Genomic DNA, 26,938 nt, shown 5'->3' with positions numbered 1-26,938 from the left:
ACAATTTATTCCTCAGGGAATCGCCAACCTGCTGTGGGCCATGGCGAAACTGGTGGACAACGGACAACAGCAAACGCAAGGGCTCAAAGAGGCCGTGGCTGCCCTGTTGCCCCACGTGAACGCACAGAAAGCTGACTTTAAACCACAGGAAATCGCCAACCTGCTGTGGGCCATGGCGAAACTGATGGACAACGATCGGAAGTGGGTACCAGAGCTCAAAGAGACTGTGGCCGTGTTGTTGCCCCACGTGAACGTACAGAAAAACCAATTTAATGCCCAGGAAATCACCAACCAGCTGTGGGCCATGGCGAAATTGGTGGACAACGGACTGGAGCGGACACCAGGTCTCAACGAGGCCGTGGCCGTGCTGTTGCCCCACGTGAACGTACAGTAAACCCTGCTCAAGATTTTAATGCCCTTATCAAACAGGAAGTAATGGATGACCTGGTAAGTAAATCGCATCATTTCGGTCATCGCTATGATGGGAGAAATCACGGTCAGTATGCCAGTTCAATTAAAAAATACTCATCAGCTGCTAAAAGACCGTTAAATCGCATAGAACAAAGCCAGCTGATGCGTTTGCTGCACAATTTTACCGTAACACGGAGCTGGAATTGGCGAAGCCTGACGACAACACTTCACTCATTTACTTCAGCGGGTGTTTTTACCCCTCATAAACCCATGGATGAGCGTGTTCAGCTCACTCAAGTTGCCTTATTGTCGACCCTACTTGATGCAATAATATTTAACAGCAACCAAAAACCGGAAGCCCGTGATATTGGTGCTCAGGAAATCGCTAACCTGCTGTGGGCCATGGCCAAACTGGTAGATAACGGGCAGGTGCAAACACCAGAATTCAAAAAGGCCGTGGTCGCGCTATTGCCCCACGTAAACGCACAGAAAGACCAGTTTAGTCCTCAGCATATCACCAACCTGCTATGGGCCATGGCAAAACTGGAGGACAAAGGGCAGGAGCAGACACCAGATCTCACCGAGACCGTAGCCACGCTGTTGCCCCACGTGAACGCACAGAAAGACCAATTTAATGCCCAGGGTATCGCCAACCTGCTATGGGCGATGGCGAAACTGGTGGACATCGGGCAGGAGCAGACACCAGAGCTCAACGAGGCCTTGGCGGCGCTGTTGCCCCTCGTGAACATACAAAAAGCTAACTTTAAACCACAGGAAATCGCCAACCTGTTTTGGGCCATGGCGAAACTGGTAGACAACGGACAGGAGCAGACACCAGGCTTCAACGAGGCCGTGACCGCGCTGATGACCCTCGTGAATGGACAAAAAGCTAACTTTAAACCACAGGGGATCGCCAACCTGCTTTGGGCCATGGCGAAACTGTTGAACAACGGGCTGGAGCGGACATCAGGTCTCAAAGAGGCCGTGGCCGCCCTGTTGCCCCTTGTGAACGCACAAAATACTCACTTTAAACCACAGGAAATCGCTAACCTGCTTTGGGCCATGGCGAAACTGGGTGAACTCGTTGAGCTGAACGTGGTTACCTCTACGTTCGAATCGCTAATCAGTGAGAAGCTTCAGTTTTCTCAGAAAGAGATATCGATGTCTCTCTGGGGATTAATGGTATGCTGTGCCAGGTTGGCTCTGGACTCCAATGCTGATGAAAATAACGTGTTTGAAAAGCACATGGATGACCTGTTCACTCGCCTGGAAAATACATCGCCAGACAATGAAGAGGAACAATCCATCATTACCATGGCTGCAAGTTGGCTTGGCAGAGCCTGTCCGGTCGTTCGCCATTACCACACAAACATTTCAAAAACCCAGGTCGACTTCTGCGATCAACTCAAATCATCTATTCCATTTTTGAAGATCGAAGAGGAAAAGAGTCTGAACTCACTGCCTCCGGTTGACCTGCTACTGCCCGATCACAACATAGTGATTGAAGTTCAGGGCCCCTCTCATTACGTGGGTGGTGATTTCAACACCAGGAATGGTTCGACTCTGCTTAAAATCGCACTGCTGCAAAAAGCAGGATTCGAGGTCATTGAAATCCCGGCTAAACAGCTTTTGAGCAACGATGTAATGAAACCCTATATTGATCAAATAAAGGCCAGGATAGGCATCCCGCCACAGGGTCATGACGCTGTATCACATAAAAGAAGGCGGGCAGGTGCTGCGTACGTGACTGGTGAAGAACATTTAGCAGAGCAAACCAACCCGGCAAAGAGGAAGAAAACAGTCAGTAATCGCCTTCCTCCCATCATGACTCTAGTAAACTTTGCCGCACAATGAACTTCGGGGCAGAACAGCAGTCTTCATTTTATATTTTCATGAATTAATGAAATATAATTATGGACAGAAGTTCTGCTGGCATCAGTGGTCAATACGCAAGATCAGGTAATATTGACAACCAACCGAATGACCATGCCGCTTCCAGGCGTGGGCGATATAGACAAGTCACAGTCAGACAGCGGGATGATACCCCACACACAACCCCGGGGCGTAATAAATTTTGCCATTCTTCTGCCGCAGGCCCTTCTCAATGTCTACTGCGCCGTTCAGTAAACACTGCTCAAAATTTTAATGATCTCACCAAACAGGAAACAATAGCTGACCTGGTGAGGAAATCGGATCGTTTCGGTCATCGCTATGATGGGAGAAATCACGGGCAATATGCCAGTTCAATTAAAAAATACTCATCAGCTGCTAAAAGGCCGTTAAATCGAACGGAACAAAGCCAGTTAATGCGTTTGCTGCAAAATTTTACTGCAACACGGAGCTGGAATTGGCGAAGCCTGACGACAACACTTCATTCATTGACGTCAGCGGGCGTTTTTACCCCTCATAAACCCATGGATGAAGTTGTTAAGCGTACTCAAGCTGCCTTATTTTCAACACTACTTGATCCAATAATATTCAAGTGCAAGCAAAAACCTCCAGCCAGGGATATAGATGCCCAGGGTGTCGCCAACTTGCTGTGGGCCATGGCAAAAATGTTGGACAACGGGCTGGAACGGACGACAGAGTTCAACGAGGCCGTTGTCGCTTTGTTACACCACGTGAACGCACAGAAAGACCAATTTAATGCCCAGCACATTACTAACCTGCTGTGGGCTATGGCCAAACTGGTGGAAAAAGGGCAGGAATGGACACCAGTGCTTAAAGAGGCCATCGCCGCACTGTTCCCCCTCGTAAACGCACAGAAAGCTAAAAAACCGCAGGAAATTGCCAACCAGCTGTGGGCCATCGCGAAACTGGTAGACAACGGACAAAAACTGACACCGGGGCTCAAAGAGACCCTGGCCGCTCTTTTGCCCCGCGTGAACATACAGAAAGACCAATTTATTACCCAGGGCATCGCCAACCTGCTGTGGGCCATCGCGAAGCTGGTGGACAACGGGCAGAAGTGGACACCAGGACTTAACGAGGCCGTGACTCTGCTGTTGCCCCGTGTGAGCGCAAAGAAAACTAACTTTAAACCACAGGAAATTGCTAACCTGCTGTGGGCTGTGGCGAAACTGGGAGAATTCGTTGCGCTGGAGGATGTTACCTCTACGTTCGAATCGCTTGTTTACCGAATCAGTGAAAATCCTCAACTCTCTCAGAAAGACATATTGATGTCCCTCTGGGCAATAATGGTATGCTGTGCCAGGTTGTCTATGATCTCCCATGCCAATAAAAATAACCGGCTTGAAAAGTACATGGATGACCTGTTTGCTCGTCTGGAAAATACGGACAATGTAGAGGATCAACGCATCATTGCCATGGCCGCAAGTTGGCTTGGTAAAGCCTGTCCGGTCGTCCCCCATTACCATAACATCATTTCAAAACCTCAATCCGACTTCCGCAATCAACTCCAATCATGCATTCCCTCTTTGAAAATGGAAGAAGAAAAGAGTCTGAACTCATTACCTCCGGTGGACCTGATACTGCCAGATCACAACATGGTGATTGAAGTTCAGGGATCGTCTCATTACGTGGGTGGAGATTTCAAAACCAGGAATGGTTCTACTCTGCTGAAAATCGCACTGCTGCAAAAAGCAGGATTTGAGGTCATTGAAATTCCGGTTAACAAGCTTTTGAGCCAGGACTCGATGAAACGATGTATTGATCAAATAAAGACCAGGGCAGATATCCCGCCACAGGGACATGGCTTTGTATCACTTTCTTAAAGCACGGCGCAGATCAGCCATATTTTATGTTTATAGATATTTCAGCAAAATGAACTTTTGAACAAAACAGCAGTCTGCTTCTCATATTTTTCACGAATTAATGAAATATAATTATGGATAGAAGCTCTGCGGGTATCAGTGGTCAATACACAAGACCAGGTAATGATGACAACCAACCGAAGGACCATGCCGCTTCTTCAAGCCGTGGGCGATCTAGACATGCCCCAGTCAGGCAATGGGGTCATCCCCCCCGCACAGCCCCGGGGCGTAATGAATTGTACTATTCTTCAGCCGCATGCTCTTTTCAACATCTACAACGCCGTTCAGTAAACCACCCTCAGGATTTTAATAACCTCATCAAACAGGAAATAATGGATGGTCTGGTGAATCAATCTGATCGGATCGGTCATCGCTATGATGGGAAGCATCACGGTCAATATGCCAGCTCAATTAAAAAATACACGTCAGGTGCTAAAAGACCGTTAAATCGAACTGAACAAAGCCAGCTGATCAGTTTCCTGCAAAATTTTACCGCAACGCCAAGCTGGAATTGGCGAAGCCTGACGACAACATTTCACTCATTTACTTCAGCCGGTGTTTTTACCCCTCATAACCCCATGGATGAGCGTGTCAAGCGTACTCAGGCTGCCTTATTGTCAACGCTACTTGACGCAATAATATTCAAGTGCAACCAAAAACCTCACGCCAGGGATATTGATGCCCAGGGTGTCGCCAACCTGCTGTGGGCCATGGCGAAACTGGTGGACAATAGGCAGGAGCGGACACCAGAGCTCAACAAGGCCGTGGCCGCGCTGATGCCACACGTGAACGCACTGAAAGACCAATTTATCCCTCAGCATACCGCCAACCTGCTCTGGGCCATGACCAAACTGGTGGACAACGGGCAGGAGCGAACACCAGAGTTCAAAGAGGCCGTGGCCGTGCTGTTGCCCCATATTAACGCACAGAAAGACCAATTTAATGCCCAGGGTATCGCCAACCTGCTGTGGGCCATGGCGAAACTGGCGGACAACGGGCAGGAGCGAATACCAGAGTTCAAAGAGGCCGTGGCCGTATTGTTGCCCCACGTGAACTCAAAAAAAAACCAATTTATTCCTCAGCATATTGCCAATCTGCTGTGGGCCATGGCAAAACTGGTGGACAACGGGCAGGAACAGACGCCAGAACTCAACGAGGCCGTGGCCGCGCTGTTGCCCCACGTGAACGCACAGAAAGCTAACTTTACACGACAGGAAATCGCCAACCTGCTGTGGGCCATGGCGAAACTGGTGGGCAGTGGGCAGGAGCAAACAGCAGGGCTCAAAGAGGCCGTGGCCGTGCTGTTACCCCACGTGAACGCTCAGAAAGCTCACTTTAAACCACAGGGTATTGCCAACCTGCTGTGGGCCATGGCGAAACTGGTGGGCAGCGGGCTGGAGCGGGCACCAGGGCTCAAAGAGGCAGTGGCCGCACTGTTGCCCCACGTGAACGCACAGAAAGCTGACTTTACACCACAGGGTATCGCCAACCTGCTGTGGGCCATCGCGAAACTGGTGGACAACGGGCAGGAGCAGACACCAGGGCTCAAACAGGCCGTGGCCGCGTTGTTGCCGCACGTGAACGCACAGAAAGCTCTCTTTAAACCACAGGAAATCGCCAACCTGCTGTGGGCCATGGCGAAACTGGTAGACAACAGGCAGGAACAGACACCAGAACTCAAAGAGGCCACGGTCGCCCTGCTACCCCACGTGAACATACAGAAAGCTCACTTTAAACCACAGGAAATCGCCAACCTGCTGTGGGCCGTAGCAAAACTGGTGGACAACGGTCAGGAGCGGACACCAGAGCTCAACGAGGCCGTGGCCGCGCTGTTGCCCCACGTCAACGCACAGAAAGCTAACTTTCAATCACAGAGTATCGCCAACCTGCTGTGGGCCATGGCGAAACTGATGGGCAGTGGGCAGGAGCGGACTCAAGGTCTGAAAGAGACCGTAGCCGCGCTGTTGCCCCACGTCAAAGCACAGAAAGCTAACTTTCAATCACAGAGTATCGCCAACCTGCTGTGGGCCATGGCGAAACTGGTGGATAACGGGCTCAAGCAGACACCAGAACTCAACGAGACCGTGGCCGCGCTGTTGACTCAGGTGAACGCAAACAAAGACCAATTTATTCCCCAGCATATCGCCAACCTGCTGTGGGCCATGGCGAAACTGGGCGAACTCATTGAGCTGGACGTGGTAACATCCACGTTCAAATCGCTTGTCTACCGAATCAGTGGCAACCCTCAGTTCTCTCAGCAAGAGATATTGATGTCCCTTTGGGGAGTAATGGTTTGCTGTGCCAGATTGTCTCTGGACTCCAAAAACAATAACTGGCTTGAAAAGCACATGGATGACCTGTTTACTCGCGTGGAAAATACATCCTCAGACAATGAAGAGGATCAACGCATCATTGCCATGGCCGCAAGTTGGCTTGGCAGAACCTGTTCGGTCGTCCTCCATTACCAGACAATCATTTCAAAAAACCAAGCCGACTTCCGTGATCAACTCAAATCATCTATTCCATCTTTGAAGATCGAAGAAGAAAAGAGTCTGAATTCACTGCCTCCGGTTGACCTGCTACTGCCAGATCACAACATGGTAATTGAAATTCAGGGTCCCTCTCATTACGTGGGTGGTGATTTCAAAACCAGGAAGGGTTCGACTCTGCTGAAAATCGCACTGTTGCAAAAAGCAGGATTTGAGGTCATTGAAATTCCGGTTAACAGGCTTTGCAATCAGGATTTAATGAAACCATACATTGATCAAATAAAGACCAGGATAGGCTTCCCGCCACAGGGGCATGGCTCTGTATCACTTAAAAGAAGGCGGGCAGATGAGGCATACGTTACTGCTGATAAAGGCAGGCAACCCTCAGGTCATGGTTACTTGACTACCGGAGAACATTCAGAGGAGCAAACCGGTAAACCGGCAAAGAGGAAGAAAACAAACAGCCGGTAATTGCCTTCCTCCTATCATTTCTCTAGATCCGTTTTCACACGCCGGGAAGGAATGCCAGTGTTGAACACCTGTTGCCCCGGATGATTTGAAAATAACGGGTTGACGGCATCAGGAGTAGATGTGTTTCCCCAACCGCTTACGTTTATAGACGTTGTAGCAAAATGAACTTTTGAACAAAACAGCAGTCTGCTTTTTATATTTTCATTAATTAATGAAATATAATTATGGATAAAAGCTCTGCTGGTATCAGTGGTCAACGCACAAGATCAAATAATGATTATAAGCAACCCAATGACCATGCCGCTTCTTCAAGGCGCGGACGATACAGACATACCACAGTCAGACAATGGGATCCTCCATCCCGCACAGCCCCAAGGCGTAATGAATTTTACCAATCTTCCAGCGCATACTCTTCTCACTATCTACTGCGCCGTTCAGTAAATCCTGTTCAAGATTTTAATGCGCTCACCCAACAGGAAATAATGGATGGCCTGGTGAGTAAATCGTACCGTTTCGGTCATCGCTATGATGGGAGAAATCACAGCCTATATGCCAGTTCAATTAAAAAATACACGTCAACTGCTAAAAGACCGTTAAATCGAGCGGAACAAAGCCAGCTGATGCGTTCGCTGCAAAATTTCACAGCAACGCGGAGCTGGAATTGGCGAAGCCTGACAACAACACTTCATTCCTTTACTTCAGCGGGTGTTTTTACTCCCCATAAACCCATGCATGAGCGTGTTAAGCGTACTCAGGCTGCCTTACTGTCAACGCTACTTGAGGTAATCATATCCAAGTGCCACCAAAAACCTCACGCCAGGGATATTGATGCCCAGGGTGTCGCCAACCTGCTGTGGGCCATCGCGAAACTGGTGGATAATGGGCAGGAGCGGACACCAGAGCTCAAAGAGGCCGTGGCCGCGCTGTTGCCCAACGTGAAAATACAGAAAGCTAACTTTAAACCACAGGAAATCACCAACCTGCTGTGGGCCATGGCGAAACTGGCAGGCAACTGGCAGGAGCTCACGGCAGGGCTAAAAGAGGCCGTGGCCGCGCTGTTGCCCTGCGTGAACGTACAGAAAGCTAACTTTAACCCACAGAAAATCGTCAACCTGCTGTGGGCCATGGCGAAACTGGTGGACAACGGGCAGGAACAGACACCAGAACTCAAAGAGGCCGTGGCCGCGCTGCTGCCCCACGTAAACGCACAGAAAGCTAACTTTACACCACAGGGTATTGTCAACCTGCTGTGGGCCATGGCGAAACTGCTGGACAACGGACAGGAGCCGACATCAGGGTTCAAAGAGGCCTTGGCCGTTCTGTTGCCCTGCGTGAACGCACAGAAAGCTGACTTTACACCACAGGGTATCGCCAACCTGCTGTGGGCCATGGCGAAACTGGTGGACAACGGGCAGCATCGTACACCAGGGCTCAAACAGACCGTGGCCACGCTGTTGCCCCTCGTGAACGCACAGAAAAACCAATTTATTCCTCAGCATATCACCAACCTGCTGTGGGCCATGGCGAAACTGGCAGGCAGCGGGCAGGAACAAACACCACAGCTCAAAGAGGCTGTGGTCGCGCTGTTGCCCCATGTGAACACTCAGAAGGCTAACTTTAATCTACAGGAAATCACCAACCTGCTGTGGGCCATGGCAAAACTGGTGGACAATGGACAACAGTGGACACCAGAGCTTAAAGAGGCCGTGACTGCCCTGTTGCCACACGTGCACACACAAAAAGACCAATTTATTCCTCAGCATATCGCCAACCTGCTGTGGGCCATGGCAAAACTGGTGGACAACGGTCAGGAGCAGACACCAGAGCTCAATGAGGCCGTGGTCGCGCTGTTGCCGCACGTGAACGCACAGAAAGACCAGTTTATTCCTCAGCATATCGCCAACCTGCTGTGGGCCATGGCAAAACTGGTGGACAACGGGCAGGAGCAGACACCAGAGCTCAAAGAGGCCGTGGCCGCGCTGTTGCCTCACGTGAACGCACAGAAAGACCAGTTTATTCCTCAGCATATCACCAACCTGCTGTGGGCCATGGCGAAACTGGTGGACAACGGGCAGGAACGAACACCCGGGTTCAACGAGGCCGTGGCCGCACTGTTGCCCCTCGTTAACGCACAGAAAGATAACTTTAAATCACAGGCTATCGGCAACCTGCTGTGGGCCATGGCAAAACTGGGCGAACTCGTTGACCTGAACATGGTTACCTCTACGTTCGAATCGCTTGTCTACCGGATCAGTGACAATCCTCAGCTTTCTCAGCAAACGATATTGATGTCCCTCTGGGGAGTAATGGTATGCTGTGCCAGGTTGTCTCAGGTCTCCGATGCCAACAAAAATTACTGGCTTGAAAAGCACATGGATGATCTGTTTACTCGCCTGCAAAATACATCCCCGGACAATAAAGAGGATCAATCCATTATGACCATGGCAGCAAGTTGGCTTGACAGAGCGTGTCCGGTCGTTCCCCATTACCAGACAATTGTTTCAAAACGTCAATCCGACTTCCGCGATCAACTCCAATCATGCATTCCATCTTTGAGGATTGAAGAAGAAAAGAGTCTGAACTCATTGCCTCCGGTTGACCTGCTACTGCCAGATCACAACATGGTGATTGAAATTCAGGGACCGTCACATTTCGTGGGTGGTGATTTCAAAACCAGGAATGGTTCGACTCTGCTTAAAATCGCACTGTTGCAAAAAGCAGGATTTGAGGTCATTGAAATTCCGGTTAACAGGCTCTTGAGTCAGGATTTAATGAAACCATACATTGATCAAATAAAGACCAGGATAGGCTTACCGCCTCCGGGGCATGGCCCTGTATCACTTAAAAGAAGGTGGGCAGATGAGGCATACGTTACTGCTGATAAAGGCAGGCAACCCTCAGATTATGGTTACTTAACCGCCGAAGAACATTCAGAAGAGCAAACCGGCAAACCAGCAAAGACGAAGAAAACAACCAGCCAGTAATCGCCTTCCTACCATCATGACTCAAGAACCTTTTTCACATTCCGGGAAGGAATGCCAGTGTTGAACACCTGTTGCCCATACATCTCGACCCGGATGATTTGAAAATAACGGATTGATGGCATCAGGAGTAGGTGTATTTCGCCAGCCGTTTACGTTTACCAACATTCCAGCAAAATGAACTTATGAAAAGAACCACAGTCTACTTTTTATATTTCCATGAATTAATGAAATATAATTATGGATAGAAGCTCTGCTGGTATCAGTGGTCAATACACAAGATCAGATAATGATTACAACCAACCGAATGACCATGCCGCTTCTTCAAGGCGTGTGCAATATAGACATGGTACAGTCAGACAGTGGGATAATACCCCACGCACTACCCCGGGGCGTAATAAATTTTACCGTTCTTCTGGCGTATGCCCTTCTCAACATCTACAGTGCCGTTCAGCAAACCCTGCTCAAGATTTTAATGCGCTCATCAAACAGGAAATAATGGATGATCTGGTGAGTAAATCGGATCGTTTCGGTAATCGCTATGATGGGAGAAATCACGGCCTGTATGCCAATTCAATTAAAAAATACACATCAGCTGCTAAAAGACCGTTAAATCGAGCTGAACAAAGCCAGCTGATACGTTTGCTGCAAAATTTTACCGTAACACGGCGTTGGGACTGGCGAAGCCTGACGACCACAATTCATTCATTTACTTCAGCGGGTGTTTTTACCCCCCATACACCCATGGATGAGCGTGTCGAGCTTACTCAAGCTGCCTTATTGTCAACGCTACTTGATGCAATAATATTTAAATGCAACCAAACACCTGAGGACAGGGATATTGATGCCCGGGGAATCGCCAACCTGCTGTGGGCCATGGCGAAACTGGTGGACAACGGGCAGGAGCAAAGACTGGAGCTCAACGAGGCGGTGGCCGCGCTGTTGCCTCACATGAACTCACAGAAAGCTAACTTTAATCCACAGGAAACCACCAACCTGCTGTGGGCCATGGCGAAACTGGTGGACAACGGGCAGAAGCAGACGCCAGAAATCAAAGAGGCCGTGGCCGCGCTGCTGCCCCGGGTGAACGCACAGAAAGACCAATTTATTCCTCAGCATATCTCCAACCTGCTGTGGGCCATGGCGAAACTGATGGACAACGGGCATGAGTGGACACAAGAGCTCAAAGAGGCCGTGGCGGCGCTGTTACCCCACGTGAACGTCCAGAAAGACCAATTTATTCCTCAGCATATCGCCAACCTGCTGTGGGCCATGGCGAAACTGGTGGACAACGAACAGGAGCCGACACCAAGGCTTAACGAGGCCGTGGCCACGCTGATGCCCTGCGTGAACGTACAGAAAGCCAACTTTAAACCACAGGAAATCGCCAACCTGCTGTGGGCCATGGCGAAACTGGCGGACAACCGACAGGAGCAGACACCAGGGCTCAAAGAGGCCCTGGCCGCGCTACTGCCCCACGTGAACGCACACAAAGCTAACTTTAAACCACAGGAAATCGCCAACCTGCTGTGGGCCATGGCGAAACTGGTGGACAACGGACAGGAACAAACACCAGAACTCAAAGAGACCGTGGCCGCGCTGTTGCCCCACGTAAACGCTCTGAAAGCTGACTTTAAACCACAGGGTATTGTCAACCTGCTGTGGGCCATGGCGAAACTGCTGGACAACGTACAGGAGCCGACATTAGGGTTCAAAGAGGCCTTGGCCGTGCTATTGCCCCACGTGAACGCACAGAAAGCTAACTTTAAACCACAGGCAATCGCCAACCTGCTGTGGGCCATGGCGAAACTGGCGGACAACCGACAGGAGCAGACACCAGGGCTCAAAGAGGCCCTGGCCGCGCTACTGCCCCACGTGAACGCACACAAAGCTAACTTTAAACCACAGGAAATCGCCAACCTGCTGTGGGCCATGGCGAAACTGGTGGACAACGGCCAGGAGCGAACACCAGAGCTCAACGAGGCTGTGGTCGCACTGCTACCCCACGTGAACGCACAGCAAGCTAATTTTAACCCACAGGAAATCGCCAACCTGCTGTGGGCAATGACGAAACTGGTAGACAACGGGCAGGAGCAGACACCAGAGCTCAAAGAGGCTGTGGCCGCGCTGTTGCCCCACGTGAACGCACAGAAAGACCAATTTAGTGCCCTGGCTATTGCCAACCTGCTGTGGGCCATGGCGAAACTGGTGGACAACGGGCAGAAGCAGACACCAGAACTCAACGAGACCGTGGCCGCGTTGTTGCCCCACGTGAACGTACAGAAAAACCAATTCACTCCTCAGCATATCACCAACCTGCTGTGGGCCATGGCGAAACTGGTGGACAACGGGCAGGAGCGGACACCAGGTCTCAAAGAGGCCGTGGCCGCGTTGTTGCCCCACGTGAACGCACAGAAAGCTCACTTTACACCACAGGGTATCGCCAATCTGCTGTGGGCCATAGCGAAACTGGTGGACAACGGGCAGAAGTGGTCACCAGAGCTCAACGATGCCGTGGCCGCGCTGTTGCCCCACGTGAACGCAAACAAAGACCAATTTATTCCTCAGCATATCGCCAACCTGCTGTGGGCCATGGCGAAACTGGTGGACAACGGACAGGAGCGGACACCAGAGCTCAACGAGGCCCTGGCCGCGCTGTTGCCCCACGTGAACGCACAGAAAGACCAATTTATTCCTCAGCATATCGCCAACCTGCTGTGGGCCATGGCGAAACTGGGCGAACTCATTGATCTGGACGTGGTAACATCCACGTTCAAATCGCTTGTCTGCCGAATCAGTGGTAACCCTCAGTTCTCTCAGCAAGAGATATTGATGTCCCTTTGGGGAGTAATGGTATGCTGTGCCAGGTTGTTTCTGGTCTCCAATGCCAATAAAAATCACGTGTTTGAAAAGCACATGGATGATCTCTTTACTCGCCTGCAAAATACATCCCCGGACAATAAAGAGTATCAATCCATTATGACCATGGCCGCAAGTTGGCTTGGCAGACCGTGTCCGGTCGTCCCCCATTACCAGACAATGAGTTCAAAACCTCAATCCGACTTCCGCGAACAACTCCTATCATGCTTTCCCTCTTTGCAGATTGAAGAAGAAAAGAGTCTGAACTCACTGCCTCCGGTTGACCTGCTACTGCCAGATCACAACATGGTGATTGAAGTTCAGGGACCGTCTCATTACGTGGGTGGTGATTTCAAGACCAGGAAGGGTTCGACTCTGCTGAAAATCGCACTGCTGAGAAAATCAGGATTTGAGGTCATTGAAATTCCGATTAACATGCTCTTGAGTCAGTATTTAATGAAACCATACATTGATCAAATAAAGACCAGGATAGGCTTCCCGCCACAGGAGCATGGCTCTGTATCACTGAAAAGAAGGTGGGCAGATGAGGCATACGTTACTGCTGATAAAGGCAGGCAACCCTCAGATCATGGTTACTTGACTGCCGAAGAACATTCAGATGAGCAACCCGGTAAACCCGCAAAGAGGAAGAAAACAACCAGCCAGTAATTGCCTTCCTCGCATCATGACTCAAGAACAGTTTTCACATTCCGGGGAGGAATGTCAGTGTTGAACACCTGTTGCCCATACATCTCGCCTCGGATGATTTGAAAATAATGGATTGGTGGCATCAGGAATAGATGTATCTCCCCAACTGTTTATGTTTATAAACGTTTCAGCAAAATGAACTTCTGAACAAAACAGCAGTCTGCTTTTTATATTTTCATGAATTAATGAAATATAATTATGGATAGAAGCTCTGCGGGTATCAGTGGTCAATACACAAGATCAGATAATGATTACAACCAACCGAATGACCATGCCGCTTCTTCAAGGCGTGGGCAATATAGATATGGCACAGTCGAACAGTGGGATAATCCCCTCCGTACTACCCCGGGGCGCAACGAATTTTACCACTTGTCTGACGCATGCTCTTCTCAAAATCTAATGTTCCGCTCAGTGAACTCTGCTCAAGATTTCAATGCCCTCATTAAACAAGAATTAATGGAGGGTCTGGTGAGGAAATCGGATCGTTTCGGTCATCGCTATGATGGAAGAAATCACGGTCAATATGCCAGTTCAATTAAAAAATACACGTCAGCTGCTAAAAGACCGTTAAATCGAGCTGAACAAAGCCAGCTGATGCGTTTGCTGCAAAATTTCACGGCAACGCGGAGCTGGAATTGGCGAAGCCTGACAACAACACTGCACTCATTTACTTCAGCGGGTGTTTTTACCCCTCATAGACCCTTGGATGAGCGTGTTAAGCTTACTCAGGCTGCCTTACTGTCAACGCTGCTTGATGCAATCATATTCAAGTGCAACCAAAAACCTGAAGCCAGGGATATTGGTGCTCAGGAAATCACTAACCTGCTGTGGGCCATGGCGAAACTGGTGGACAACGGACAGGAGCGGACGCCAGGGCTCAAAGAGGCCGTGGCAGCGCTGTTGCCCCACGTGAAAGCACAGAAAGACCAATTTAAGCCCCAGGGGGTCGCCAACCTGCTGTGGGTCATGGCGAAAATGGTGGATAACGGGCAGGAGCAGACGCGAGAGCTCAATGAGGCTGTGGTTGCGCTGTTGCCCTGCGTGAACGCACAGAAAGCTCACTTTAAACCACAGGAAATCACCAACCTTCTGTGGGCCATGGCAAAACTGGTGGACAACGGGCAGGAGCGGACACCAGGGCTCAAAGAGGCCGTGGCCGCGTTGTTGCCCCATGTGAATGCTCAGAAAGCTAACTTTACACCACAGGGAATCGCCAACCTGCTATGGGCCATGGCAAAACTGGTGGACAACGGGCAGGAACGGACGCCAGAGCTCAATGATGCAGTGGCCGCGCTGTTGCCCCATGTAAACGCACAAAAAGCTCATTTTAAACCCCAGGAAATCGCCAGCCTGCTGTGGGCCATGGCGAAACTGGTGGACATTGGCCAGCAGCATACACCAGGGTTCAACGAGCCCGTGGCCGCGCTGTTGCCCTACGTGAACGCACAAAAAAACCAATTTAACCCTCAGCATATCGTCAACCTGCTGTGGGCCATGGCGAAATTGGTGGACAACGGCCAGCAGCAGAAACCAGAGTTCAACGAGACCGTAGTCGCGCTGTTGCCCCAAGTAAAAGCACATAAAGACCGGTTTAATACCCAGAGTATTGCCAACCTGCTGTGTGCCATGGCGAAATTGGTGGACAACGGCCAGCAGCAGACACCAGGGCTCAAAGAGGCTGTGGCCGTGCTGTTGACCAACGTGAACGCACAGAATGACCAATTTAATGTCCAGGGTGTCGCCAAGCTGCTGTGGGCCATGGCGAAACTGGTGGACAACGGGCAGGAGCAGACACCAGAGCTCAAAGTGGCCGTGGCCGCGCTGTTGCCCCAAGTAAAAGTATATAAAGACCGGTTTAATGCCCAGGGTATTGCCAACCTGCTGTGGGCCATGGCGAAACTGGTGGACAACGGGCAGGAGCAAACACCAGAACTCAAAGAGGCCGTGGCCGCGCTGTTGCCCCACGTGAACGCACAAAAAGACCAATTTATTCCCCAGGGTATCGCCAACCTGCTGTGGGCCATGGCGAAACTGGTGGACAAAGTGCAGGAGCCGACACCAGGGCTCAAAGAGGCTGTGGCCGCGCTGTTGCCCCACGTGAACGCACAGAAAGACCAATTTAATGCCCTGGCTATTGCCAACCTGCTGTGGGCCATGGCGAAACTGGTGGACAACGGGCAGGAGCAAACACCAGAATTCAACGAGACCGTGGCCGCGCTGTTGCCCCACGTGAACGCACAGAAAGCTAACTTTAAACCACAGGGTGTCGCCAATTTGCTGTGGGCCATAGCGAAACTGGTGGACAACGGGCAAAAGCAAACACCAGGGCTCAACGAGACCGTGGCCGCGCTGCTGCCCCTCGTGAACGCAAAGAAAGACCAATTTAAAGGCCAGGGAATCACCAACCTGCTGTGGGCCATGGCGAAACTGGTGGACAATGGGCTGGAGCAAACACCAGAGCGCAAAGAGGCCGTGGCCTCACTATTGCCTTACGTGAACGCAGCGAAAGCTAACTTTAAACCACAAGAAATCGCCAACCTGCTGTGGGCCATGGCAAAACTGGTGGCCAACGGGCAGGAGCGAACACCAGAGTTTAACGAGGCCGTTGCCGCGCTGTTGTCACACGTGAACACACAAAAAGACCAATTTATTCCTCAGCATATCACCAACCTGCTATGGGCCATGGCGAAACTGGGTGAACTCCTTGAGCTGAACGTGGTTATCTCTACGTTTGAATCGCTTGTCTACCGAATCAGTGAAAATCCTCAGCTCTCTCAGCAAGTCATATCGATGTCTCTATGGGGGGTAATGGTATGCTGTGCCAGATTGTCTCTGGTCTCTAATGCCAATAACAATAACGTGCTTGAAAAGCACATGGATGACCTGTTTACTCGTCTGGAAAATACATTCCCAGACAATGAAGAGGAACAATCCGTTATTGCCATGGCCTCAAGTTGGCTTGGGAGATCGTGTCCGTTCGTCCCCCATTACCAGACTATCAGGTCAAAACGTCAATCCGACTTTCGCGATCAACTCCAGTCATACTTTCCCTCTTTGAAGATTGAAGAAGAAAAGAGTTTGCACTCATTGCCTCCGGTTGACCTGCTACTGCCAGATCACAATATGGTGATTGAAGTTCAGGGACCGTCTCATTACGTGGGTGGTGATTTCAAAACCAGGAAGGGTTCGACTCTGCTGAAAATTGCACTGTTGCAAAAAGCAGGATTTGAGGTCATTGAAATTCCGGTTAACAGGCTTTGGAATCAGGATTTAATGAAACCATACATTGATCAAATAAAGTCCAGGACAGGCATCCCGCCACAGGGGCATGGCTCTGTATCACTTAAAAGAACGTGGGCAGATGCGGCATACGTTACTGCTGATAAAGGCAGGCAACCAATAGAGCACGGTTACTTAACCGCCGAAGAACATTCAGAAGAGCAAACCGGCAAACCAGCAAAGAGGAAAAAACAACCAGCCAGTAATCGCATTCCTACCATCATGACTCAAGAACCGTTTTCACATTCCGGGAAGGAATGGCAGTTTTGAACACCTGATGCCCATACATCTCGCCTCGGATGATTTGAAAATAATGGATTGGTGGCATCAGGAATAGATGTATCTCCCCAACTGTTTACGTTTATAAACGTTTCAGCAAAATGAACTTCTGAACAAAACAGCAGTCTGCTTTTTATATTTTCATGAATTAATGAAATATAATTATGGATAGAACCTCTGCTGGTATCAGTGGTCAATACACAAGATCAGATAATGATTACAACCAACCGAATGACCATGCCGCTTCTTCAAGGCGTGTGCAATATAGATATGGCACAGTCGAACAGTGGGATAATCCCCTCCGTACTACCCCGGGGCGCAACGAATTTTACCACTTGTCTGACGCATGCTCTTCTCAAAATCTAATGTTCCGCTCAGTGAACTCTGCTCAAGATTTCAATGCCCTCATTAAACAAGAAGTAATGGATGATCTGGTGAGTAAATCGGATCGTTTCGGTCATCGCTATGATGGAAGAAATCACGGTCAATATGCCAGTTCAATTAAAAAATACACGTCAACTGCTAAAAGACCGTTAAATCGAGCGGAACAAAGCCAGCTGATGCAGTTTGCTGCAAAATTTCACAGCAACGCGGAGCTGGAATTGGCGAAGCCTGACGACAACACTGCATTCATTTACTTCAGCGGGTGTTTTTACCCCTCATAAACCCATGGATGAGCGTGTCAAGCTTACTCAAGCGGCCTTATTGTCAACACTACTTGATGCAATAATATTTAACTGCAACCAAAAACCTGAAGCCAGGGATATTGATGCCCTGGGAATCGCCAACCTGCTGTGGGCCATGGCGAAACTGGTGGACAACGGGCAGGAACAGACACCAGAATTCAACGAGACCGTGGCCGCGCTGTTGCCCCACGTGAACGCACAGAAAGCTAACTTTACACCACAGGCAATCACCAACCTGCTGTGGGCCATGGCCAACTGGTGGACAACGGGCAGGAGCGCACAGCAGAGCTCAAAGAGGCTGTGGTCGTGTTGTTGCCCCTCGTGAACTCACAGAAAGCAAACTTTACACCACAGGGTATCGCCAACCTGCTGTGGGCCATGGCGAAACTGGTGGACAACGGGCAAAAGCAAACACCAGGGCTCAACGAGGCCGTGGCCGCGCTATTGCCCCACGTGAACGCACAGAAAGCTAACTTTACACCACAGGCAATCACCAACCTGCTGTGGGCCATGGCGAAACTGGTGGACAACGGGCAGGAGCGCACAGCAGAGCTCAAAGAGGCTGTGGCCGCGCTGTTGCCCCACGTGAACGCACAGAAAACTAATTTTAAACCACAGGAAATCGCCAACCTGCTGTGGGCCATGGCGAAACTGGTGGACAACGGGCAGGAGTGGTCACCAGGGCTCAACGATGCCGTGGCCGCCCTTTTGCCCCACGTGAACGCAAACAAAGACCAATTTATTCCTCAGCATATCGCCAACCTGCTGTGGGCCATGGCGAAACTGGTGGACAACGGACAGGAGCGGACGCCAGGGCTCAAAGAGGCCGTGGCCTCGCTGTTGCCCCACGTGAACGCAAACAAAGACCAATTTATACCTCAGCATATCGCCAACCTGCTGTGGGCCATGGCTAAACTGGGCGAACTCATTGAGCTGGACGTGGTAACATCCACGTTCAAATCGCTTGTCTACCGAATCAGTGACAACCCTCAGCTCTCTCAGCAAGGGGTATTGATGTCTCTCTGGGGAGTAATGGTATGCTGTGCCAGGTTGTCTTTAGTCTCCAATACCAATAAAAATAATTGGCTTGAAAAGCACATGGATGACCTGTTTACTCGCTTTGAAAATATATCCCCGGATAATGAAGAGGATCAATCCATCATTGCCATGGCCGCAAGTTGTCTTGGGAGACCGTGTCCGGTCGTCCCCCATTACCAAACAACCATTTCAAAACTTCAATCCGACTTCCTCGATCAACTCCAATCATGCATTCCATCTTTGAAGATTGAAGAAGAAAAGAGTCTGAACTCATTACCTCCGGTTGACCTGGTATTGCCAGATCACAACATGGTGATTGAAATTCAGGGTCCCTCTCATTACGTGGGTGGTGATTTCAAAACCAGGAATGGTTCGACTCTGCTGAAAATCGCACTGTTGCAAAAAGCAGGATTTGAGGTCATTGAAATTCCGGTTAACATGCTCTCGAATCAGGATTTAATAAAACCATACATTAATCAAATAAAGACCAAGATAGGCTTCCCGCCACAGGAGCATGGCTCTGTATCACTTAAAAGAAGGCGGGCAGATGAGGCATACGTTACTGCTGATAAAGGCAGGCAACCCTCAGATCACGGTTACTTAACTGCAGAAGAACATTCAGAGGAGCAAACCGGTAAACCCGCAAAAAGGAAGAAAACAAACAGCCAGTAATTGCCTTCCTCCTATCATGAGTCAAGATCCGTTTTCACATGCCGGAAAGGAATGTCAGTGTTGAACACCTTTTGCCCGGATGATTTGAAAATAACGGATTGATGACATCAGGAGTAGATGTGTTTCCCCAACCGTTTACGCTTATAGACATTTCATCAAAATGAACTTTTGAACAAAACAGCAGTCTGCTTTTTATATTTTCATGAATTAATGAAATATAATTATGGATAGAAGCTCTGCTGGTATCAGTGGTCAATACACAAGATCAAATAATGATTACAACCAACCAAATGACCATGCCGCTTCTTCAAGGCGTGGGCGATATAGGCATACCACAGTCAGACAATGGGATAATACCCTCCGCACAGCCCCGGGGCGTAATGAATTTTACCACTCTTCTGCCGCATGCCCTTCTCAAAATCTAATGTTCCGATCAGTGAACCCTGCTCAAGACTTCAATGCCCTCATTAAACAAGAAGTAATGGATGATCTGGTGAGTAAATCGTATCGTTTCGGACATCGCTATGATGGGAGAAATCACGGTCAATATGCCAGTTCAATTAAAAAATACACGTCAACTGCTAAAAGACCGTTAAATCGAGCGGAACAAAGCGAGCTGATCAGTTTGCTGCAAAATTTCACAGCAACGCGGAGCTGGAATTGGCGAAGCCTGACGACAACAATGCATTCATTGACTTCAGCAGGTGTTTTTACCCCTCATAAACCCATGGATGAGCGTGTCAGGCTTACTCAAGCTGCCTTATTGTCAACGCTACTGGATGCAATAATATTTAAATGCAACCAAACACCTGGAGACAGGGATATTGATGCCCGGGGAATCGCCAACCTGCTGTGGGCCATGGCAAAACTGCCGAACAATGGGCAGGAGCAGAGACTGGAGCTCAACGAGGCTGTGGCCGCGCTGTTGCCTCACATAAACTCACAGAAAGCTAACTTTAAACCACAGGGTATTGTCAACCTGTTGTGGGCCATGGCGAAACTGGTGGACAACGGGCAGAAGCAGACACCTGAGCTCAAAGAGGCCGTGGCCGCGCTGCTGCCCCGGGTGAACGCACAGAAAGACCAATTCAATCCTCAGCATATCGCCAACCTGCTGTGGGCCATGGCGAAACTGGTAGGCAGCGGGCAGGAGCGGACACCAGAGTTCAACAAGGCTATGGCCGCCCTGCTACCCCACGTGAACGCACAGAAAGCTAACTTTAACCCACAGGAAATCACCAACCTGCTGTGGGCCCTGGTAAAACTCGTGGACAACGGACAGGCGTGGACACCAGAGTTCAAAGAGGCGGTGGCTGCGCTGTTGCCCCACGTGAACGCACAGAAAGACCAGTTTTTTCCTCAGCATATCGCCAACCTGCTGTGGGCCATGGCGAAACTGGCGGACAAAGTGCATGAACAGACACCAGGGCTCAAAGAGGCTGTGGCCGCACTGTTGCCCCACGTGAACGCTCAGAAAGACCATTTTAAAGCACAGGGTGTCACCAACCTGCTATGGGCCATGGCGAAACTGGTGGACAACGGGCAGGAGCAGACACCGGGTCTCAAAGAGGCTGTGACCGCACTGTTGCCCCACGTGAACACTCAGAAAGACCAATTTAATGCCCAGGGTGTCGCCAACCTGCTCTGGGCCATGGCGAAACTGATGGACAACGGGCAGCAGCGGACACCAGAGCTCAGCGAGGCCGTGGCCGAACTGTTGCCTCGCGTGAACGCACAGAAAGCTGACTTAACACCACAGGAGATCGCCAACCTGCTGTGGGCCATGGCGAAACTGGTGGACCATGGGCAGGAGCAGACACCAGAGTTCAATGTGGCCGTGACGGCGCTGTTGCCTCACGTGAAGGCACAAAAAAACCAATGTAATGCCCAGGATATCGCCAACCTGCTGTGGGCCATGGCGAAACTGGGCGAACTCATTGAGCTGGACGTGTTAACCTCCACGTTCAAAACGCTTGTCGACCAAATCAGTGGCAACCCTCAGTTCTCTCAGCAAGCGATATTGATGTCCCTTTGGGGAGTAATGGTATGCTGTGCCAGGTTATCTCTGGTTCCAAATACCAGTAAAGGTAACGTGCTGGAAAAGCACATGCATGACCTGTTTATTCGTCTGGAAAACACATCCCCGGACAATGAAGAGGATCAACACACCATCGCGATGGCCGCAAGTTGGCTTGGGAGACCATGTCCGTTCGTCACCCATTACCATGCGATCGTTTCAAAACGTCAATCCGACTTTCGCAATCAACTCCAGTCATGCATTCCATCTTTGAGGATTGAAGAAGAAAAGAGTCTGAATTCATTATCTCCAGTTGACCTGCTACTGCCAGATCACAACATGGTAATTGAAATTCAGGGACCCTCTCATTATGTGGGTGGTGATTTCAACACAAGGAAGGGTTCGACTCTGCTTAAAATCGCACTGTTGCAAAAAGCAGGATTTGAGGTCATTGAAATCCCGATTAACATGCTTTGGAACCGGAATTCAATGAAACGATGTATTGATCAAATAAAGGCCAGGGTAGACATCTCGTCACAACGCCATGGCTCTGTATCACTTAAAAGAAGGTGGGCAGATGAGGCATACGTTACTGCTGATAAAGGCAGGCAACCCTCAGATCAAGGTTACTTAACAGCAGAAGAACATTCAGAGGAGCAAACCGGTAAACCCGAAAAAAGGAAGAAAACAAATAGCCAGTAATTGCCTTCCTCCCATCATGACTCAAGAACCTCTTTCACATTCCGGTAAAGAATGCCAGCGTTGAACACTTGTTGCCCATACACCTCGCCCCGGAGGATTTGAAAATAATGGATTGGTGGCATCAGGAGTAGATGTATTTCCCCAGCTGTTTACGTTTATAAACGTTTCAGCAAAATGAACTTCTGAACAAAACAGCAGTCTGCTTTTTATATTTTCATGAATTAATGAAATATAATTATGGATAGAAGTTCTGCTGGTACCAGTAGTAAATACGCAAAATCAGATAATGATTACAACCAACCGAATGACCATGCCCCTTCTTTAAGGCGTGGGCGATATAGGCATGCCCCAGTCAGACAATGGGGTCATTCCCCCCGCACAGCCCCAAGGCGTAATGAATTTTACCAATCTTCTACCGCATACTCTTCTCAATATCTACTACGCCGTTCAGTAAATCCTGCTCAAGATTTTAATGCGCTCACCCAACAGGAAATAATGGCTGGCCTGGTGAGTAAATCGCACCGTTTCGGTCATCGCTATGATGGGAGAGATCACGGCCTATATGCCAGTTCAATTAAAAAATACACGTCAACTGCTAAAAGACCGTTAAATCGAGCGGAACAAAGCCAGCTGATGCGTTTGCTGCAAAATTTCACAGCAACGCGGAGCTGGAATTGGCGAAGCCTGACGACAACACTGCATTCATTTACTTCAGCGGGTGTTTTTACCCCGCATAAGCCCATGGATGAGCGTGTTCAGCTCACTCAAGCTACCTTATTGTCCACTCTGCTTGATGCAATAATATTCAAGTGCAACCAAAAACCTGAAGCCAAGGATATTGATGCCCAGGGTATCGCCAACCTGCTGTGGGCCACGGCGAAACTGGTGGACATCGGGCAGGAGCCGACACCAGAGCTCAAAGAGGCTGTGGCCGCGCTGTTGCCCCACGTGAACACACAGAAAGCTCACTTTAAACCACAGGAAATCGCCAACCTGCTGTGGGCCATCGCGAAACTGATGGACAGCGGGCAGGAGCCGACACCAGAACTCAACAAAGCCGTTGCCACGCTGTTGCTCCTCGTGAACACACAGAAAGCTAACTTTAAACCACAGGGTATCGCCAACCTGCTCTGGGCCATGGCAAAACTGGTGGACAACGGCCAGGCTCGGTCACCTGGGCTCAACGAGGCCGTGGCCGCGCTATTGCCCCACGTGAACGCACAAACAGACCAATTTATTCCTCAGCATATCGCCAACCTGCTCTGGGCCATGGCGAAACTGGTGGATAACGGGCAGGAGCAAACACCAGAAATCAAAGAGGCCGTGGCCACGCTGTTGCCCCACGTGAACGTACAGAAAGACCAATTTAATGCCCAGGATATCGCCAACCTGCTGTGGGCCATGGCGAAACTGGTAGACAACGGGCAGGAACGGACACCAGAACTCAAAGAGGCTATGGTCGCCCTGCTACCCCGCGTGAACATACAGAAAGCCCACTTTAAACCACAGGAAATCGCCAACCTGCTGTGGGCCGTAGCAAAACTGGTGGACAACGGTCAGGAGCGGACACCAGAGCTCAACGAGGCCGTGGCCGCGCTGTTGCTCCACGTGAACATACAGAAAGCTCACTTTAACCCACAGCAAATCGCCAACCTGCTGTGGGCCGTAGCAAAACTGGTGGACAACGGTCAGGAGTGGACGCCAGAGCTCAACGAGGCCGTGGCCGCGCTGTTGCCCCACGTGAACATACAGAAAGCTCACTTTAAACCACAGGAAATCGCCAACCTGCTGTGGGCCATGGCGAAACTGGTGGGCAACGGGCAGGAGCAGACACCAGGGCTCAAAGAAGCCGTAGCCGAGCTGTTGCCCTTCGTGAGCGCACTGAAAGGCCGGTTTAATGCCCAGAGTATCGCCAACCTGCTGTGGGCCATGGCGAAACTGGTGGACAACGGACAGAAGCAGACACCAGGTCTCAACGAGGCCGTGACCGCACTGTTGTCCCACGTGAACGCACAGAAAGCTAACTTTAAACCACAGGAAATCGCCAACCTTCTGTGGGCCATGGCGAAACTGGGTGAGTTCGTTGAGCTGAACGTGGTTACATCCACGTTCGAGTCGCTGGTCTACCGAATCAGTGAAAACCATCAGCTCTCTCAGAAAGCCATATTGATGTCTCTCTGGGGAGTAATGGTCTGCTGTGCCAGGCTGTGTCTGGTCGCCAATGCCAATAAAAATCACGTGCTTGAAAAGCCCATGGATGACCTGTTTACCCGACTGGAAAATACATTCCTGCACAATGAAGAGGATCAACGCACCATTGCCCAGGCCGCAAGTTGGCTTGGCAGAGCGTGTCCGGTCGTCCCCCATTACCATGCAATCGTTTCAAAACGTCAATCCGACTTCCGCAATCAACTCCAATCCCACATTCCATCTTTGAGGATTGAAGAAGAAAAGAGTCTGAATTCATTACCTCCGGTTGACCTGCTACTGCCAGATCACAACATGGTGATTGAAGTTCAGGGACCGTCTCATTACGTGGGTGGTGATTTCAAGACCAGGAATGGTTCGACCCTGCTTAAAATAGCACTGTTGCAAAAAGCAGGATTTGAGGTCATTGAAATTCCGGTTAACAGGCTCTTGAGTCAGGATTTAATGAAGCCATACATTGATCAAATAAAGACCAGGATAGGCTTACCGCCTCCGGGGCATGGCCCTGTATCACTTAAAAGAAGGTGGGCAGATGAGGCATACGTTACTGCTGATAAAGGCAGGCAACCCTCAGATCACGGTTACCTGACTGCCGAAGAACATTCAGAGAAGCAAACCGGTAAACCCGCAAAAAGGAAGAAAACAAACAGCCAGTAATTACCTTCCCCCCATCATGACGAAAGAACCTTTTTCACATTCCGGGAAGGAATGCCAGTGTTAAACACCTGTTGCCCTGGATGATTTGAAAATAACGGGTTGATGGCATCAGGAGTAGATGTGTTTCCCCAACCGTTTACGTTTATAGACGTTGCAGCAAAATGAACTTTTGAACAAAACAGCAGTCTGCTTTTTATATTTTCATGAATTAATGAAATATAATTATGGATAGAAGTTCTGCTGGTACCAGTAGTAAATACGCAAAATCAGATAATGATTACAACCAACCGAATGACCATGCCGCTTCTTCAAGGCGTGGGCAATATAGACATACCAGAGTCAAACAGTGGGATAATCCCTCTCGCGCTTTCCCAGGGCATAACGAATTTTACCAATCTTCTGACGCACGCCCTTCTCAAAATCTAATGTTCCGCTCAGTGAACTCTGCTCAAGATTTCAATGCCCTCATTAAACAAGAAGTAATGGATGGTCTGGTGAGTAAATCGGATCGTTTCGGCCATCGCTATGATGGAAGAAATCACGGTCAATATGCCAGTTCAATTAAAAAATACACGTCAGCTGCTAAAAGACCGTTAAATCGAGCGGAACAAAGCCAGCTGATGCGTTTGCTGCAAAATTTCACAGCAACCCGGAGCTGGAATTGGCGAAGCCTGACGACAACACTGCATTCCTTTACTTCAGCGGGTGTTTTTACCCTCCATAACCCCATAGATGAGCGTGTTGAGCGTACTCAAGCTGCCTTATTGTCAACGCTACTTGATGCAATAATATTTCACTGCAACCAAAAACCTGAAGCGAGGAATATTGATCCCCAAGGCATAGCCAATCTGCTGTGGGCCATGGCGAAACTGGGTGAGCTCGTTGAGTTGAACGTGGTTACATCCACGTTCGAGTCGCTGGTGTACCGAATCAGTGAAAACCCTCAACTCTCTCAGAAAGCCATATTGATGTCTCTCTGGGGAGTAATGGTCTGCTGTGCCAGGCTGTCTCTGGTCTCCAATGCCAATAAAAATCACGTGCTTGAAAAGCCCATGGATGACCTTTTTACCCGTCTGAAAAATACATTCCTGCACAATGAAGAGGATCAACGCACCATTGCCCTGGCCGCAAGTTGGCTTGGCAGAGCGTGTCCGGTCGTCCCCCATTACCAGATAATGATTTCAAAACCTCAATCCGACTTCCGTGAACAACTCCAATCCCACATTCCATCTTTGAAGATTGAAGAAGAAAAGAGTCTGAATTCATTACCTCCGGTTGACCTGCTACTGCCAGATCACAACATGGTGATTGAAGTTCAGGGTCCCTCTCATTACGTGGGTGGTGATTTCAAAACCAGGAATGGTTCGACTCTGCTGAAAATCGCACTGCTGAGAAAATCAGGATTTGGGGTCATTGAAATCCCGATTAACATGCTTTGGAACCGGGATTCAATGAAACGATGTATTGATCAAATAAAGGCCAGGGTAGACATCTCGTCACAACGTCATGGCTCTGTATCACTTAAAAGAAGGTGGGCAGATCAGGCATACGTTACTGCTGATAGAGGCAGGCAACCCTCAGATCACGGTTACCTGACTGCCGAAGAACATTCAGATGAGCAAACCGGTAAACCGGCAAAGAGGAAGAAAACAAACAACCAGTAATTGCCTTCCTCCTATCATGACTCTAGATCCGTTTTCACACGCCG

Annotated in this window: 13 protein-coding genes; all 13 read left to right on the top strand. The window is 49.7% G+C overall.

From position 1 onward, the window contains the following. On the top strand, positions 1 to 394 hold a 394-nt coding region (locus tag ACO6UX_RS23780), incomplete at its 5' end, for a DUF1601 domain-containing protein (RefSeq protein ID WP_422450798.1). A gap of 41 nt (positions 395 to 435) precedes the next feature. Next, on the top strand, positions 436 to 2,265 hold the full coding sequence (locus tag ACO6UX_RS23775; protein ID WP_422450796.1) for a DUF1601 domain-containing protein: 1,830 nt from the start codon (positions 436 to 438) through the stop codon (positions 2,263 to 2,265). A 59-nt stretch (positions 2,266 to 2,324) separates the two neighbouring features. Then, positions 2,325 to 4,145, top strand: a complete 1,821-nt coding sequence (locus ACO6UX_RS23770; protein ID WP_422450794.1) for an RAP domain-containing protein — start codon at positions 2,325 to 2,327, stop codon at positions 4,143 to 4,145. Positions 4,146 to 4,258: 113 nt separating this feature from the next. Then, complete coding sequence (locus ACO6UX_RS23765) at positions 4,259 to 7,144, top strand: DUF1601 domain-containing protein (protein WP_422450793.1); 2,886 nt, start codon at positions 4,259 to 4,261, stop codon at positions 7,142 to 7,144. Positions 7,145 to 7,368: 224 nt separating this feature from the next. After that, entirely contained in the window at positions 7,369 to 10,128 is a 2,760-nt protein-coding gene (locus ACO6UX_RS23760; RefSeq protein WP_422450792.1) for an RAP domain-containing protein, read from the top strand. A 237-nt stretch (positions 10,129 to 10,365) separates the two neighbouring features. Further along, a complete protein-coding gene (locus tag ACO6UX_RS23755; protein ID WP_422450790.1) occupies positions 10,366 to 13,653 on the top strand; it encodes a DUF1601 domain-containing protein in 3,288 nt (1,095 codons plus the stop codon). Between the two features lie 237 nt (positions 13,654 to 13,890). Further along, positions 13,891 to 17,241, top strand: coding sequence for a DUF1601 domain-containing protein (locus ACO6UX_RS23750; protein ID WP_422450789.1), 3,351 nt, complete (start codon positions 13,891 to 13,893; stop codon positions 17,239 to 17,241). A gap of 173 nt (positions 17,242 to 17,414) precedes the next feature. Continuing rightward, a complete protein-coding gene (locus ACO6UX_RS23745) occupies positions 17,415 to 17,915 on the top strand; it encodes a hypothetical protein (protein ID WP_422450788.1) in 501 nt (166 codons plus the stop codon). Beyond that, positions 17,818 to 18,261 carry a hypothetical protein gene (locus ACO6UX_RS23740; protein ID WP_422450787.1) on the top strand — a complete coding sequence of 148 codons (444 nt, stop codon included), beginning with the start codon at positions 17,818 to 17,820 and terminating at the stop codon, positions 18,259 to 18,261. Before ACO6UX_RS23745 ends, ACO6UX_RS23740 begins: the two co-directional genes overlap by 98 nt. Beyond that, the gene (locus tag ACO6UX_RS23735; protein WP_422450786.1) at positions 18,177 to 19,646 is read left to right on the top strand and encodes an RAP domain-containing protein; all 1,470 of its coding nucleotides are present in this window, start codon (positions 18,177 to 18,179) and stop codon (positions 19,644 to 19,646) included. Before ACO6UX_RS23740 ends, ACO6UX_RS23735 begins: the two co-directional genes overlap by 85 nt. Positions 19,647 to 19,869: 223 nt before the next feature. Further along, on the top strand, positions 19,870 to 22,365 hold the full coding sequence (locus ACO6UX_RS23730) for a DUF1601 domain-containing protein (RefSeq protein WP_422450784.1): 2,496 nt from the start codon (positions 19,870 to 19,872) through the stop codon (positions 22,363 to 22,365). A gap of 237 nt (positions 22,366 to 22,602) precedes the next feature. Further along, positions 22,603 to 25,230, top strand: coding sequence for a DUF1601 domain-containing protein (locus tag ACO6UX_RS23725; protein WP_422450782.1), 2,628 nt, complete (start codon positions 22,603 to 22,605; stop codon positions 25,228 to 25,230). A 224-nt stretch (positions 25,231 to 25,454) separates the two neighbouring features. Further along, positions 25,455 to 26,894: an RAP domain-containing protein gene (locus ACO6UX_RS23720; protein ID WP_422450781.1), complete on the top strand. Its 1,440-nt coding sequence runs from the start codon at positions 25,455 to 25,457 to the stop codon at positions 26,892 to 26,894. Positions 26,895 to 26,938 lie beyond the last annotated feature (44 nt).

The organism is Endozoicomonas sp. ALB091 (assembly GCF_049310265.1).
Classification (GTDB): domain Bacteria; phylum Pseudomonadota; class Gammaproteobacteria; order Pseudomonadales; family Endozoicomonadaceae; genus Endozoicomonas.
The sequence above is the reverse complement of the archived record's forward strand: the minus strand, read 5'-3'. Positions and strand labels throughout refer to the sequence as shown.

Excerpts from the sequence above, each read along its gene's own strand:
- ACO6UX_RS23730 (WP_422450784.1), top strand. The coding sequence starts at position 19,870 with ATGGATAGAAGCTCTGCTGGTATCAGTGGTCAATACACAAGATCAAAT.
- ACO6UX_RS23760 (WP_422450792.1), top strand. The coding sequence starts at position 7,369 with ATGGATAAAAGCTCTGCTGGTATCAGTGGTCAACGCACAAGATCAAAT.
- ACO6UX_RS23745 (WP_422450788.1), top strand. The coding sequence starts at position 17,415 with ATGGATAGAACCTCTGCTGGTATCAGTGGTCAATACACAAGATCAGAT.
- ACO6UX_RS23750 (WP_422450789.1), top strand. The coding sequence starts at position 13,891 with ATGGATAGAAGCTCTGCGGGTATCAGTGGTCAATACACAAGATCAGAT.
- ACO6UX_RS23775 (WP_422450796.1), top strand. The coding sequence starts at position 436 with ATGGATGACCTGGTAAGTAAATCGCATCATTTCGGTCATCGCTATGAT.
- ACO6UX_RS23755 (WP_422450790.1), top strand. The coding sequence starts at position 10,366 with ATGGATAGAAGCTCTGCTGGTATCAGTGGTCAATACACAAGATCAGAT.
- ACO6UX_RS23770 (WP_422450794.1), top strand. The coding sequence starts at position 2,325 with ATGGACAGAAGTTCTGCTGGCATCAGTGGTCAATACGCAAGATCAGGT.
- ACO6UX_RS23720 (WP_422450781.1), top strand. The coding sequence starts at position 25,455 with ATGGATAGAAGTTCTGCTGGTACCAGTAGTAAATACGCAAAATCAGAT.
- ACO6UX_RS23725 (WP_422450782.1), top strand. The coding sequence starts at position 22,603 with ATGGATAGAAGTTCTGCTGGTACCAGTAGTAAATACGCAAAATCAGAT.
- ACO6UX_RS23765 (WP_422450793.1), top strand. The coding sequence starts at position 4,259 with ATGGATAGAAGCTCTGCGGGTATCAGTGGTCAATACACAAGACCAGGT.